Annotated in this window: 12 protein-coding genes; 4 read left to right on the top strand and 8 right to left on the bottom strand. The window is 71.8% G+C overall.

Going from position 1 to position 12855, the window contains the following annotated elements; genetic code table 11:
* Positions 1–11: 11 nt before the first annotated feature.
* Positions 12–821: a WecB/TagA/CpsF family glycosyltransferase gene (locus ACO2RJ_RS08960; protein WP_423267650.1), complete on the bottom strand. Its 810-nt coding sequence runs from the start codon at positions 819–821 to the stop codon at positions 12–14.
* A gap of 38 nt (positions 822–859) precedes the next feature.
* Positions 860–2197: an O-antigen ligase family protein gene (locus ACO2RJ_RS08955; protein WP_423267649.1), complete on the bottom strand. Its 1338-nt coding sequence runs from the start codon at positions 2195–2197 to the stop codon at positions 860–862.
* 202 nt (positions 2198–2399) lie between these two features.
* Between ACO2RJ_RS08955 and ACO2RJ_RS08950 the strand changes: the two genes are divergently transcribed.
* Together ACO2RJ_RS08950 and ACO2RJ_RS08945 are read left to right on the top strand one after the other, a co-directional pair.
* Positions 2400–3332, top strand: a complete 933-nt coding sequence (locus ACO2RJ_RS08950; protein ID WP_423267647.1) for a glycosyltransferase family 2 protein — start codon at positions 2400–2402, stop codon at positions 3330–3332.
* Positions 3329–4984, top strand: coding sequence for a glycoside hydrolase family 44 protein (locus ACO2RJ_RS08945; protein WP_423267646.1), 1656 nt, complete (start codon positions 3329–3331; stop codon positions 4982–4984). Before ACO2RJ_RS08950 ends, ACO2RJ_RS08945 begins: the two co-directional genes overlap by 4 nt.
* Here ACO2RJ_RS08945 and ACO2RJ_RS08940 read toward each other — a convergent pair.
* From ACO2RJ_RS08940 to ACO2RJ_RS08930, 3 genes are read right to left on the bottom strand one after another with little or no spacing between them, the layout of a single operon-like run.
* Positions 4969–5991, bottom strand: a complete 1023-nt coding sequence (locus tag ACO2RJ_RS08940; RefSeq protein ID WP_423267644.1) for an NAD-dependent epimerase/dehydratase family protein — start codon at positions 5989–5991, stop codon at positions 4969–4971. The two genes, ACO2RJ_RS08945 and ACO2RJ_RS08940, sit on opposite strands and share 16 nt — an antisense overlap.
* Before the next feature lie 6 nt (positions 5992–5997).
* Positions 5998–7455, bottom strand: a complete 1458-nt coding sequence (locus ACO2RJ_RS08935; RefSeq protein WP_423267643.1) for an oligosaccharide flippase family protein — start codon at positions 7453–7455, stop codon at positions 5998–6000.
* Positions 7452–9014: a GumC family protein gene (locus tag ACO2RJ_RS08930; protein WP_423267642.1), complete on the bottom strand. Its 1563-nt coding sequence runs from the start codon at positions 9012–9014 to the stop codon at positions 7452–7454. The genes ACO2RJ_RS08935 and ACO2RJ_RS08930 overlap by 4 nt, the downstream gene beginning before the upstream one ends.
* A 268-nt stretch (positions 9015–9282) precedes the next feature.
* Here ACO2RJ_RS08930 and dusA point away from each other — a divergent pair, with 268 nt between their 5' ends.
* Both dusA and ACO2RJ_RS08920 read left to right on the top strand, forming a co-directional pair.
* Positions 9283–10362: a tRNA dihydrouridine(20/20a) synthase DusA gene (dusA, locus tag ACO2RJ_RS08925; RefSeq protein ID WP_423267641.1), complete on the top strand. Its 1080-nt coding sequence runs from the start codon at positions 9283–9285 to the stop codon at positions 10360–10362.
* 33 nt (positions 10363–10395) lie between these two features.
* A complete protein-coding gene (locus ACO2RJ_RS08920) occupies positions 10396–11235 on the top strand; it encodes a sulfite exporter TauE/SafE family protein (protein ID WP_423267640.1) in 840 nt (279 codons plus the stop codon).
* Between the two features lie 6 nt (positions 11236–11241).
* Here the strand turns inward: ACO2RJ_RS08920 and ACO2RJ_RS08915 are convergent, their stop codons facing one another.
* Genes ACO2RJ_RS08915 through ACO2RJ_RS08905 form a run of 3 tightly spaced genes read right to left on the bottom strand, consistent with a single transcriptional unit; the run spans position 11242 to position 12612 of the window.
* Positions 11242–11544 carry a hypothetical protein gene (locus ACO2RJ_RS08915; RefSeq protein WP_423267639.1) on the bottom strand — a complete coding sequence of 101 codons (303 nt, stop codon included), beginning with the start codon at positions 11542–11544 and terminating at the stop codon, positions 11242–11244.
* Positions 11541–11756: a DUF1289 domain-containing protein gene (locus ACO2RJ_RS08910; RefSeq protein WP_423267638.1), complete on the bottom strand. Its 216-nt coding sequence runs from the start codon at positions 11754–11756 to the stop codon at positions 11541–11543. Before ACO2RJ_RS08910 ends, ACO2RJ_RS08915 begins: the two co-directional genes overlap by 4 nt.
* A gap of 49 nt (positions 11757–11805) precedes the next feature.
* Positions 11806–12612, bottom strand: coding sequence for an adenosylcobinamide-GDP ribazoletransferase (locus ACO2RJ_RS08905; RefSeq protein ID WP_423267637.1), 807 nt, complete (start codon positions 12610–12612; stop codon positions 11806–11808).
* Positions 12613–12855 lie beyond the last annotated feature (243 nt).

Raw genomic sequence — 12855 nt, 5'->3', positions numbered from 1 at the left:
GTCTCCGAAGCCTAGCGTCTCAGCTCCTGGAGATAGAGACGCAGGATCTTCGGGCTGTCGATGACGTAACGCCGCCACATCCGGCGCGGCTCGGACAGCAGCCGGAACAGCCATTCCAGCCCGCGCTTGGACATCCAGGCCGGCGCCCGGCGGCGTCGGCCGACCAGGAACTCCACGGCCGCTCCGATGCACAGGCCGACGCCGCGCGCGATGCCGCGGGCGCGCAGAGCCTCGGCGAGCAGCTCCTGCTGGGGAGAGCCCACCGCGAGGAGCACGAAGCGCGCAGGATGGGTTTCGATGAAGTTCACGGTGGCGTCGAACGCTTCAGGATCGGTCAGAAGCCCCATTGGGGCGTCGAAATGACGTGCGTTCGTCAAGGAGGCCTTGGCGACGAGCGCCTCAAACAACTGCGCGTCGCCTCCCACCAGCAGGACCGGCGACGAGCGGTCGAACTCCGGGGCCGACAGCAGACTGACGACGAGATCGGCGCCGGGCGTCGCGGGCAGGGCGAGGCCCCTGGAGCGCGCCAGCGCTTCCACGATGCGGCTGTCGTTGAGGCAGAGCCACGCGTTGCGATAGGCCGGCGCGACCTCTTCGTCGGTGTCCGCGATCCGCACGACATGCGCGACGTTCGGGGTGACCACCGAGGCGAACGGCGCCTCCGCCTGCCGCGTCAGGAGCAGCGACACGACGTCCGGCATCGTCAGACGGTCGAACGAGACGCCCAGGAAGCGAAGCCGCGCCGGCTCGTCGACGCCGCTCTGATCGTGGGAGATCAGCGCGAATGACGCGTTCGGCGCCGGCATGCTGAGGGCGTTCATGGGGTCGGTCCGGTCTTTCGGTCGCGTCGATTGCATTCTCAACCACCGTCACGATCATTTCGCAAATGCGAAAAAGCTTGGGCTCTGCTCACTAATAGCATGGCTAACAAGGCGATGTTGCAGAAGGCCAGTCCCCGCATGAAGAGCGTGGCCTCCGTGAAGTTATGAAGCAGATAAAGCAAGAGTATGAGCCCGAGCATGCCGACGGCCGCGCGTTCGGCGGCGCCCGCGCTTCCGGCTGCGACATATCGCAGCGCGGTAAGGCCGCGTCGAGCGACCACCAGCACGCCGAGAATCGTGGCGGGCAGGCCGATATGGAGCCAGAGCTCGAGATAGCCGTTGTGAGCCTGGTTGATCGTGCCGATGTCGACGTCGCCGAGCCAGGTGCCGGGATCGAGCCGCTGCAGGGGATCGTTCGCTTCGCCGACGTCCCAGAAGGCGCCGTAGCCATGACCGAGCCACGGCCGCTCCAACGCGGCGTTCAGCGCGAAGGACCAGAGCTCGTCGCGGCCGGTGAAGGTCGCGTCTCCCGTGACGGCCGCCACGATGAGCAGCGGATCGAAGTCGAAGGCGGCGAAGATCGCGAGCAAAAGCGCCGAGGCGAGCAGGCCGGCGCCGAGCACCAGGAGGACGAAGCGCGCGCCGATCCACTCGGCGAGCGCGAAGACCGCGACGATTCCGAACGCGAGCGCGGTGAGCGCGATCGAGGTCTTGCTCTTGGTCAGAACGAGGAAGAGCAGCGCGGGGAGGAGCGCGGCCAGTCCGACCGCCACGGATCGGGCGCGCGACGCGCCGAGGATCCAGGTGGCGGCGACCACGACCGCGAGCATGGAGACGATGCCGGCGACGTTCTTCTGGCTGTAGATGCCGCGCACGCCGATGTCGGTGATCGCGACGCCCGGCGCGACCGCCGTCGCCACGAGGTTGAGCAGCACGACCGCGGTCAGGGTCCCGAACAGAACGCCGTGCAGCCGTCTGAGGTCGGTCGTCCCGGCGGCGATCGCCGCCGCGGCGACGGTGAGGAACACGAGCAGCAGCGCGCGGCGGATCGTGAGGGCCGGATAATCCGACCAGACGACGCTCAGCAGGCAGAAGCCGACCACGGCGGCGAGGCCGAGATTGGCGCCCAGCAGCGCGAGCGCCGCCGTCCGGTTCACCCACAGGACGGCGAGCGCCAGGCCGAACATGCCGAGGACCGCGATGCGGTCGAGCGAGCTGCCGTCGACGCGCTGCGCCGCCGAGGGATCGCCGAACGGCTGGGTGCCGATGAAGACATAGGCGAGGAAGCCAAGCAGCAGCGCCAGATGGAGGCCGCCGCCCACGCCGCGCCGCGCCGCGGGAGCGGTCCTGGTCGCGGGGATGGTAGCGTCGCTCATGCTCTGCCGCTCCGGCGAGGAGGTCGGGACGCAGCGCGGGCCCCAGCGGGGTTCGATGGCCGCGACATGCGCGCCACAGCGCGCCGACGGCGCGCTTCGTGACCAACTCTAGCGTTCTCAGCGCCCGATTAGGAGGGCGGCGGGCTTAAGGCGATGTTAAATCCCGCGAGCAGTAGTGTCGGAGCGAGGAAGCCCGCAGCCGATGGACGTCGTCTCGATCGTCATTCCGACCCTCAACCGGCCGCAGCCGCTGCGCCGGGCGGTCGAGAGCGCTTTGGCCCAGGCGCGCCCGGCCGACCTCGATATTGAAATCCTCGTCGTGGACAATTCCGCCGACGGCAACGCGCGCGCCGTTGTCGACGCGTTCCCTGCGATCTCCGGCCTGCCGGTTCGGTACGTCGCGGCGCCTGCGCCCGGCGTCGCCAACGCCCGCAACGCCGGCGTCTCCGCGGCGACCGGCCGCTGGATCGCCTTCCTCGACGACGACCAGGAGGCCTCCCCCGGCTGGCTCGCCGCCCATGTCGCGACCGCGCGGACGACCGGCGCGGACGCCGTCTTCGGTCCCGCCGAGGCGCGCGCCGAGGACGGACGCGCGATGGGGCCGTTCGGGCCGTATTTCTCCCGCGCCATCGACCGGCCGGACGCCGCCGACATCACCGATCTCAGCGCCTATGTCGGCACCAACAATTCGATGTTCGACCGGATCCGCTGCCTTTCAGACGATCCGCCGTTCGACACGAGCCTCAATGAATTCGGCGGCGAGGACAGCCTGCTGCTCAAGCGGCTTGTGATCGCGGGGCGCCGCTTCGCCTGGTCGGCGGAGGGCGGGGTCGTCGAATGGGTGCCGCCGCGGCGGCTCAACTGGGCCTATGTCCGAAAGCGCAAGTTTCTGAGCGGCCAGATCCGCAGCTTCGTGCCCCACATGCTGAAGCCGACCCGATGGGGGACCATCGCGCTGTGGATGGCGGTGGGCGCCGCACAGGCCGTCGCGGCGGGCGCGATGGCCGCGGCCTTGGCGCCGATCGACAGGACGCGCTCGGCCAAGGCGCTGGCGACCGCGTTCGGCGGCCTGGGCAAGATCCTGTGGATGCCGCGTTTCCGTTCGGCGATGTACGGATCGGGCCTAGTCTCTTGAAGCGCGGCCGCCCTCCGGCGGCGTCCGTCAGCCGCCGCACGGCGCTGGCCGGCGGGCTCGCGGCGCTGGCGGCGCGGCCGGCGGCCGCGAAGGCCGCATCGCCTCAAACGATCACGATCCGCGACGATCGTCCGGGCCGCCCGATCAGCCCGCTGATCTACGGCTCCAACGAGATCGGGGCGATGGACGGCGGTCCGCTGTCCGCCGATCTCGACCGGGCCGCCGGCGTCACCGCCCGACGGCTCGGCGGCAACCTCATGACGACCTACGACTGGGCGACCAACGCCTCGAACGCCGGCAAGGACTGGGAGCAGGCCAACGGTTTCTTCCTGCCGGACGCCCTGAAGCTCGACGCAGCGGCGCGCCGCGAGCCTTTCGCGGTCGTCGACGCCATGCACCGCGCCACCCTCGCCATGGGCGCGCGCAGCTTGGTCGCCGTGCCGCTCGCAGGCTTCGTCGCGGCCGACGCGGACGGCGAGGTCGCCTCGCGCGACGCCGCGCCCTCCGCCCGCTTCAAGCCGGTGCGATGGACCGGCGCGACGCCCGCGGCCGCGCCGATCGACCCGACGGTCTGCGACGCGCCCCAGCTTCTCGCCCGACTGGTGGAGCGCTATGGCGGCGCGGGTTCCGCGGAGGGGATCTACGCCTATTCGCTCGACAACGAGCCTGGGCTCTGGGCCGAGACCCATCCGCGGATCGTCCGGGCCAAGCCGACGATCGCTGCGTTGATGGAGCGCTCGGTGGCCGCTGCGCGCGTCGTCAAGGCGATCGATCCGCAGGCGCAGGTCTTCGGCCCCGCGAGCTGGGGGCCGACCGAATTCGCCACCTTCCAGGACGCGCCCGACTGGCCGGCGCACCAGCGCTTCGGCAGCTTCCTCGGCGCCTATCTCGACGGCTTCCGGCGGGCCTCCGAGCAGGCGGGCGTGCGGCTGCTCGACGTCCTCGACGTGCATTGGTACCCCTACAGCCGGCGTGGAGACCTGTTCCGCACGGAGGATCCTTCGCTCGCCTCAGCTCTGCTCGACGCGCCGCGCAGCCTGTCGGAGCCTGGCTTTTCCGAGGACAGCTGGGTTCCGCGCGCGCTGCCCGTCGGAAGCGGCGGGGAGGGGGTGACGCTGCCGCTGCTCCCCTCCCTGCAGCGGCTCGTCGACCGGTGGTTTCCGGGCACGAAGATCGCCGTCACGGAGTTCAATTATGGCGGCGCCGGAGCGGTCGCCTCCGGCCTTGCGCTCGCGGACGCGCTCGGGCGCTTCGGCGTAGAGGGCGTGCATTTCGCAAGCCATTGGGGGAGCCTCGCGGGCTTTCTCGGCGAGGCCTACCGGCTCTATCGCGCGCCCGACGCGGCGGGCGGCCGGTTCGGCGATCATTCCATCGGTCTCAAGGGCGCCGGCGGGCCGGGTCTCGCCGCCTACGCCGCCGGAGCCGCGGCGGAAGAGGTCCCGTTGCGACTTGTCGTCGTCAACAAGACCGAAGCTCCGCTCGCCGTCGATCTCGGCTTCGCGAGCGGACGCACGCTCAGCCCCCTCGCGGTGACCGGCTTCGACGCGTCGCAGCCCATGGAGTCCGCCGTCGACGAGCGGCCCGAGCCGGTCGACGGCGGCTGGCGGATCGTTCTGCCGCCGCGGTCCGCCCGCCGCTACGCCTTCGGCTGACCTGCGCCGACGCTGCGCGCAAGGCCGTCGCGAAGGCCGATGGCGGGCCGAAAGCTCAGGAGCCGCTCGGCCGCCTCGGTGGAAAAGGTCGCGTCGCGGGCGAACAGCGCCATCTCGCCGGAGGTCGGGGCGAGCGCCGCGGCCCGAAGGCCGGGCAGACCGAGCCGGCGCCACGCCTTGGCGGGCAATGAGAGCGCGCGGCGAAAGGCGATCTCGCGCGCGCCGACGGGCCTGAGCGGCGGCGCGCCGATCGCTTCTGCGAGCGCCGCGAAATAGGCGCGCCAGGACGGCGTTTCCGGCCCGACGACGTTGAGCGCGTCGGCGCCCTCCAGTCCCGGGGCACCTCCTGACGTCAGGGCCCGGACCGCCTGAGCCGCAAGTTCTGCGACGTCGTCCACATGGACGAGCGGCGCGGAGCCGCCCGCAGCGGCGCCGAAATCGCCCCAGGCGCCGGCCTGGATGCGATCGGCCATCTTGTCGACCCAGAAGCGGCTGCCGCGCCCATAGACGACGCCCGGCCGCAGCAGCAACGCCCGCCGGCCTGCCGAGGCGTCGGCCGCGACCCAGTCGCGGATCAGCCGCTCGCAACCGGCTTTGGCCTCGCCGTAGGAACCGAGCGCGCCGACCGGCCCGTCCGTCTCGACGATGCGGCCGGCGCGCTCGCCATAGACGGCGATCGAGGAGAAATGGACCAGGTCCCGCACGCCCGCGTTCGCCATGGCGGCGAGCAGGCGGCGGCACTGCGGGACCATGTCGGCGTCCGGGCCATAGGCGGCGTGCACGACCAATCCGGCGCCGGCGACGGCCGCCGCGACCTCGGCCTCGCGGTCGAGGTCGCAGGCGATCGGCGCGACGCCCGGCCGGCCGACAAGCCACGCCGGCGGCGCGGAGCGGCGGACGCCTGCGCGCACGGCGAAGCCCTGGTCCGCGAGGCGGCGCGCGACGGCGGCGCCGATGAAGCCCGCGGCTCCGGTGACGAGGATCTGAGAAGTTTCGGACGCGACCATCGGGGATCAGGCCTCCGCGCGGTGGGGTCGGACCGCCGCAGCCAGCGTCGTCAGGGTGTCGCGCGCGAACAGGGCGAGCAGCGCGACATAGAGCACGGCGCCGAGCGGGACGGAGATGAGAAGCGAGGTCAGGTCGCCCGAGGAGCGCAGCGCCGCGCCCAGCACCGCGACCGCGACCCCCATCCCGCCCGCGAGGATCCAGGCCGGCAGGAAGGCGCCGAGCCGCGCGGTCCGCGACCATGAGAGCAGGCGGTTGGGCAGGCCGATCGCGATCGCCGCCTGAACCCCGTCGCCCACGAGGCGGGCGAGCCCCACGGCGATCGGACCGAGCGCGATCGCGGCGACAAGGGCGACCACGGTCGCCGCGAAGCCGACGATGCTCGACATCAGCCCGAATTCGGGCCGCCCGCTTGCCGACAGCGCGGTGAAGATCAGGCGCGCGGGGACCGCGATCGCTCCGCCGAGCGCGAGGCAGGTCGCGATCTTCGTCGCCTGCTCCCAGCCGGGTCCCGCGACCACCGGCAGCAGCGCGGGCGCGACGGCGGCGAGGCCGACGAAGATCGGCGTGATGACGAAAGCGGTGCGCGACGCGATGGTGGAGGCGCTGTCCCTGAGCCGGGCGGCGTCGGCGCCCGCGAAGAAGGAGAAGGCGAGGTTGTGCGCGATGGCCACGATCGCGCCGCGGATGGGCTCGATCAGGCGCATCGCCATGTTGACGTAGCCAAGCGTCGTCACGCCGTAGAACACGCCGACGATGTTGTTGAAGGCGAGATAGGTCAGGTTGTCCGCCAGCCGGTCGAGGAAGGAGAAGCCGGCGAAGCGGCCGATCTCCTTCAGCCGGGGCGTGGACCAGCGCGGCCGTATCACCGCCCCGAGCCGCATCTGCAGAAGCACGGCGCGGGCGATCATCACGAACAGGCGGACCGCGATCAGCGCCCAGACCGCGGCCCCGGCGAAGGCGAGCGCGAGCGCGAGCGTCACGCCGATCGCGTGGCCGGCGAGATTGGCGAAGGCGACGTCGTTGAACCGCCGGCGCCGTCGCGCGAGCGCGGTCGCGATGTCCGTGTGTCCGCTGAAGAACATCGAGAGCGACGCGACCGGAAGCAGCAGGGCCATCTGCGGTTCGTCATAGGCGGCGCCGAGCGCCATTCCTGCCGGCACGGAGAGCGCGAGCAGGGCGAGCCCGACCGCCCATGACGCCGCGAGCGCCGCCTCGAGATGAGAGCGGCGCAGGCCGCGCTTCTGCGCCAGCGCCTCCTCGAACGGCGTGCCGACAAACACCGACATCACGGCGACGACCGTGAGGACGAGCGCCGTGATTCCGAAATCGCGCGGCGAGAGCATGCGCGACAGCACCGCCGTGCTGCCCGTGAGGAGCAGGATGCGGCCGACGGCGTCGGCTCCGGCCCAGCCCACCCAGCCGAGCACCCGCTTCGCCGGGCCTGCGTCGTGGCTGGACGTCATTGCGCCGCCAGCACGCTCCGGGGGCGCGGCGCGGCCGGATCCTCGACCCCTCCGTCGACCCTGGCCCTGCTCAGAGCCTCGGCCAGAGGGCGCTTCGGCGCCGCGCTCGCCGGGCGGATCTTGCCGGAGCGGCCGATCGCGACCATGGCCCAGAGCGCGACGCAGGCCACGCCGATGAGCGCGCCGAGCGCCGCTCCCAGAACGGCGAAGACGACAAAGGCGACCAGCCGCGAACCGCCTTCGGCCGGCAGCGCCACCGAGACGATCCGGAGATTGATGGCCGAGATCCGGCCGAACTCGTCGGCCTCGCGCGAGCGCGCCTCGAACGCCGCCAGCAGGTCGCGGTTCGCCTTGACCTCCTGCTCGAGCGCGCCGAGCTCGATCTGCGACTTGCGCGCCTTGGACACCTCGGCTGAGAGATCGGCGACGGTGCGGGAGATCGCGCGCTGCTCGCCGCGAGCGCGTTCGACCTCGACCTTCGAGGCCTCGCGGATGCGGTCGAGTTCGGATTTGATGCGCCGCTCGATCTCGTCGACCCGGCTCTGCGCGCTGGTGAGCGCGGGGTGGCGCGGACCGAGGTTCAGGCGCAGGTCCGCGAGGTTCTCGCGCGCTGCGCTGAGGCGCTCGATCAGATAGGACAGCGTGCGGATGTCCTCGGTGGCGGTGAGAGCCCCGACCGAGCCGATGTCGCGCTTGGCCTTCTCCAGTTGGTCGACCCGCGCGACGGCGCGGGCCAGACGATTCTGCGAGGCGCCGAGTTCGGTCACGGCCTCTTCGAGCCGCTGCTCCGAGACCAGCTTGTCGCCGGTCACGAGCAGGCCGTTCGCGGCGCGGAAGTTCTCGACCTTGACCTCGGACGCGTTCAGTCGCTCGCGCAGGGCGGCGAGCCGCCCGTCGAGCTCCGAGGTAAGGCGTCGGCCGGCGTCGGCGCGGGTCGCCGCGTCCTCCGCCATGAACGCCTTCACCACCGCGTTCGCGATCCGGGCGGCGAGTTCGGGCGTGCGCGCCGTCGCGGTGACGTCCACGAGGAAGCTGCGTTCGCCGCGTTTCACCGTCAGCATGCGTCGGAGCGCGGTCAGCGCCTTGGCGTCGACCGGTTCGCCGTCGGCGCCGAGGCTCGGACGCAGGTCGGTCGCGCCCTGCGCCGGCGCCTCCTCGCCGTCCGCGACGGGCTGGAACGCCGGATCCTCCGCCAGCTTCTCCTCCCGGATCACCCGGGACAGGACGCGCTCCGAGGTCAGGAGCTGCATCTGGCTTTCGACGAAGTTGATCGCCGAGTTGGCGTCGAGCTGGCTGTTGACCATCTCGTTCTGGAACACCTGCAGGTTCCGGGGATCGATCAGAAGCTGCGCGGTCGAGACGAAGCGCGGCGGCAGCGCCGAGCGGACGGCGAGCCCGGCGAGCGCGCCGATCACGGCGAGCGCGACGATCAGCCAGGCGGCGCGGCGCAGATAGGAGGTCAGCACAGCGAACGCGTAGGGCCACACGCCCGCGTCGGCCGGCGCGACGGGGCGGGCGCCGTCCGGATGTCCTGCGTCGCTGACCGTGCTGCCTGCCATTGTCCGCGATGTTCCGCTTCGCGCGCCGCGGCCGGAGCCGGAATGGACTCTCCCGCGCGGGGCGTCGTCAAAGGTCGCTCGACAGCGACCGCGACCCGGCCTCAAACTTCCATGGTAATCTTAATTTTTCGTGGGACGACAGGGCGGTTAAGCGGCCGCGCCCGACGGCTCGCCCGGCCTGCCGGTCCGCCGACGATGACGTCGTGACGCTTTTGCGGTATCTGCGCGGGAACCAACGGACGTCGGCCCTCCCATCAGCCGGACGGACATGGACCACCAGCGCGCAAACGGGCCGTCGCCTTTGATCGATCGATCGCCATCGCTTTCCGAGCCGTCCAAGGTCTCCGCCGCCCGCCGCTTCTCCGTCGCGCCGATGATGGATTGGACCGATCGGCATTGCCGGCTGTTCCACCGCTCGCTCACCCGGCGGGCGCTGCTCTACACCGAGATGGTGACGACGGGCGCGGTGCGGTTCGGCCCGCGCGAGCGGCTGCTCGGGTTTTCGGCCGAGGAGCAGCCTGTCGCCGTCCAGCTGGGCGGGTCTGAGCCGCAGGAGCTCGCCGAGGCCGCGCGCATCTGCGAGGATTTCGGCTACGCCGAGGTCAATCTCAATGTCGGCTGCCCCTCCGACCGCGTGCAGGACGGGCGGTTCGGCGCCTGTCTGATGGCCGAGCCGGAGCGGGTCGCAGCGTCGGTCGCCGCGATGAAGGCCGCGGTCGCCATTCCCGTCACAGTGAAGTGCCGGATCGGGATCGACGATCAGGACCCCGAGGAGGCGCTCGACGCGCTCGCCGACGCGGTCGTCGCAGCCGGTTGCGACGCGCTGATCGTCCATGCGCGAAAAGCATGGCTGAAGGGCCTGAGCCCGCGCGAGAACCGTGACGTGCCGCCGCTCGACTACGATCGCGTGTTCCGCCTGAAAGCGCGCTTCCCCGCCCTGCCGGTTTCGATCAATGGCGGGATCGGTTCGCTGGACGAGGCCATCGCGCTGCTGCGGCCGCGCGACGGCGTGACGCTCGACGGCGTCATGCTGGGACGGGCGGCCTACCAGAATCCCGAACTTCTTCTTGGCGTCGACGCGCTCGTGTTCGGCGCGGAGCCGTCGCACGCCCATGCGCGCGAGGCGGTGACAAGCCTGTTCCCCGCGATCTCGCAACATCTCGCAAAGGGCGGCCGCCTTTCGAACGTCACCCGCCACATGCTCGGCCTGTTCGCCGGAAAGCCCGGCGCGCGGGCCTACCGCCGGCTGCTGAGCGAGCAGGCGCCGCGTGAAGGCGCAGGGCTCGACGTGCTCGCGCGCGCGCTTGACCTCGTCGACGATCGGGAGATTGTGAGCGCCGCCGCCTGAGCGGCCTCCTCCCTCGGCGCGGAACCTCCATCGATGAGCATCTTCGCGTCGATCCCGGTCGACGAACTGGCGTCGCTCGGCGTCGGGCTGGTGTTCGCCGGCGTGATCACCGGCGTGCTCGCGGGGCTCTTCGGCGTCGGCGGCGGCGCCGTGATCGTGCCGGTGCTGGCTTCGCTGTTCGAACATCTCGACATGGCCGAAGGCTTCGAGATGCAGCTTGCGGTCGGAACCTCGCTCGCGATCATCATGCCGACATCGGTCCGGTCGCTGCAGGCCCATCGCGCGCGCGGCGGAGTCGACATGGCGGTGCTGAAGGCCTGGGCGCCCGGGATCTTCGTCGGCTGCGTGGTCGGCGCGGCGGCGGCCTCCTATGTCCGCTCCGACTGGCTGAAGCTGATCTTCGCCGTCTTCATGCTGCTGATGGCGGGACGATTGCTGTTCGCGAAGGCGAGCTGGACGATCGCCGACGATCTTCCGGGCCGCGCCGGCATGCTGGGCTACGGCCTGTTCATCGGGATCATCTCGTCGCTGATGGGGATCGGCGGCGGGACCTATGGCAGCCTGATCATGACCCTGCACAACCGGCCCATGCTGCAGGCGATCTCGACGTCCGCCGGGCTCGGGGCGCTGATCTCGATCCCGGGAACCCTGTCGTTCATAGTGGCGGGGTGGCCGCACCAGGCGGAGCTGCCGCCGCTCTCGCTCGGCTTCGTCTCGCTGATCGGCATTCTGCTGATGGCGCCGATCGCGACCCTGGTCGCGCCGCTCGGCGTGCGTCTGGCGCACGGGCTGTCGAAGCGCGCGCTCGAGACCTCGTTCGGGCTCTTCCTGGCGTTGGTCTCGGCCCGCTTCTTCTACGACTTCCTGACCTGAGTCCGATCAGGGCACGTTGACGCCCATCGAGATCAGGACATCCCTGCCGTAGACGTAGAGCAGCGCGACCGCGACGATGATCGCGAGCCAGAGCGCGATCGCGCGGAGGGCGGCCTGTCCGCCGCCCGGGCCCGCGTAGCGCCGGAGCAGGCCGGGGCCGATCCACACCGCGAGGCAGATGGCGGCGATCGCGCCGGCCCAGCGCTCGTCGGGGAAAGCGCCGAAGCCGCCCGCGAGATCGGCGACCACGAAGGTCACGATCGCGGCGAGCACGACTCCAAGGAGAATCTGCGCGGTTCCACCCTTCATTCGGCATGCTCCCGGCGGGGGCCGGCGACGCGCGCGGCCTGGCGGCGGACCGGCAGCAACGTGCGCATCACCCGCTCGCGCTCCTCGGGCGAAAAGCGCGCCCATCCGCCGATTTCGGCGAGCGTGCGGTAGCAGCCCTCGCACCAGCCGGTGGCGGGATCCATCACGCAGATCGAGACGCAGGGCGATTTGATCGGGCGGCTGTCGAGCATCGTCGCCTGATGTGGCCTGGCGGCGGTCGACGCGCAAGCGACGTTCGCGTCAGGAGGCCGCCGCGACCAGCGCGGCGAGCGCCGCGATTTCGGCGAGCTCCGCGACCGCGCCGCAGACGTCTCCGGTGTAGCCGCCGATCTGCCGGCGCGCGAGGGCCGTGACGGCGAGCGCCGCGAGACCCGCGACGACGATCGCCGCTCCGCCGGGCCCGAACCCGCTCAGGGCGAGCGTCGCCGCGGCGCCGAGCGCGCAGCCGCCCGCCACGGCGCGCGGCGAGGGACGCGCGGCGGCGCCGGCGCCGTCAGGCCGGGCAGGGGCGAGCAGCAGCGTGGGAAGCAGGGCGAGCGGCCGCGCGAGCGCCGCCGCCGCGATGAGCGCCGCGGCGGCGCCTCCCGGACCGAGTCGTTCGCCGAGGGCTGCGATGAGCGTGACGCGGGCGATGAGGGCGAGCGTCAGCGCCGTGACGCCGTAGGAGCCGACATGGCTGTCGCGCATGATGGCGAGCTTCGCCTCGCGCGTGCGGCCGCCGCCGAAGCCGTCGGCGACGTCGCAGAGCGCGTCGTGGTGGAGCGCGCCCGACAGGATGGCGGCGACCGCCACGGCGAAGGCCGCCGCGGCGAGCGGCGGCAGGCCGAGCGCCAGCACGAGGCCAAGCGCGGCTGCGGCGCCCGCGCCGACCGCGGCGCCGGCGAACGGCGCGGCCGCCGCCACGCCGTCGAACACGCGCGCCGCCGGCGATCCCAGCCCGTCGGGGACCGGCAGCCGCGTGAAGAACCGCAGCGCGTCGACGCCGGCGTCGAGGGCGACGCGCGCCGCGCCGCGGCTCGCCGTAGGAGGGGAGGGAGGAGAGGTCATTCGGCTCCGACTGCTGGCGCCCGGCCGTGCGCGCTCCATCCGTGAAGCGCGCCCATGGAACGTTTCTCTATGGGGACCGGCGTTTAGCGCAACTCTTTCCGTCGCGCCGAGGACCGCGTGGCGGCGCCTTCCACGGACCGGAGCAGCTCCCCGCTCATTCCTGGCCGCCCAGCCCGGCGGCGACACGCCTGCGGGAAAGACGGCGCAGAGCGGGCGGCTTGGCGCGGGACGCCCCATCCGCTA

This window comes from Hansschlegelia sp. KR7-227, from assembly GCF_049446035.1.
Classification (GTDB): domain Bacteria; phylum Pseudomonadota; class Alphaproteobacteria; order Rhizobiales; family Methylopilaceae; genus Methylopila.
Note: the sequence above shows the minus strand (reverse complement) of the source record. Positions and strands in the feature narration are given on the sequence as shown.

What these genes read in the sequence shown, in the direction of transcription:
- ACO2RJ_RS08960 (WP_423267650.1), bottom strand. Translation starts at nt 821, where the DNA reads ATGAACGCCCTCAGCATGCCGGCGCCGAACGCGTCATTCGCGCTGATC.
- ACO2RJ_RS08955 (WP_423267649.1), bottom strand. Translation starts at nt 2,197, where the DNA reads ATGAGCGACGCTACCATCCCCGCGACCAGGACCGCTCCCGCGGCGCGG.
- ACO2RJ_RS08950 (WP_423267647.1), top strand. Translation starts at nt 2,400, where the DNA reads ATGGACGTCGTCTCGATCGTCATTCCGACCCTCAACCGGCCGCAGCCG.
- ACO2RJ_RS08940 (WP_423267644.1), bottom strand. Translation starts at nt 5,991, where the DNA reads ATGGTCGCGTCCGAAACTTCTCAGATCCTCGTCACCGGAGCCGCGGGC.
- ACO2RJ_RS08935 (WP_423267643.1), bottom strand. Translation starts at nt 7,455, where the DNA reads ATGACGTCCAGCCACGACGCAGGCCCGGCGAAGCGGGTGCTCGGCTGG.
- ACO2RJ_RS08930 (WP_423267642.1), bottom strand. Translation starts at nt 9,014, where the DNA reads ATGGCAGGCAGCACGGTCAGCGACGCAGGACATCCGGACGGCGCCCGC.
- dusA (WP_423267641.1), top strand. Translation starts at nt 9,283, where the DNA reads ATGGACCACCAGCGCGCAAACGGGCCGTCGCCTTTGATCGATCGATCG.
- ACO2RJ_RS08920 (WP_423267640.1), top strand. Translation starts at nt 10,396, where the DNA reads ATGAGCATCTTCGCGTCGATCCCGGTCGACGAACTGGCGTCGCTCGGC.
- ACO2RJ_RS08915 (WP_423267639.1), bottom strand. Translation starts at nt 11,544, where the DNA reads ATGAAGGGTGGAACCGCGCAGATTCTCCTTGGAGTCGTGCTCGCCGCG.
- ACO2RJ_RS08910 (WP_423267638.1), bottom strand. Translation starts at nt 11,756, where the DNA reads ATGCTCGACAGCCGCCCGATCAAATCGCCCTGCGTCTCGATCTGCGTG.
- ACO2RJ_RS08905 (WP_423267637.1), bottom strand. Translation starts at nt 12,612, where the DNA reads ATGACCTCTCCTCCCTCCCCTCCTACGGCGAGCCGCGGCGCGGCGCGC.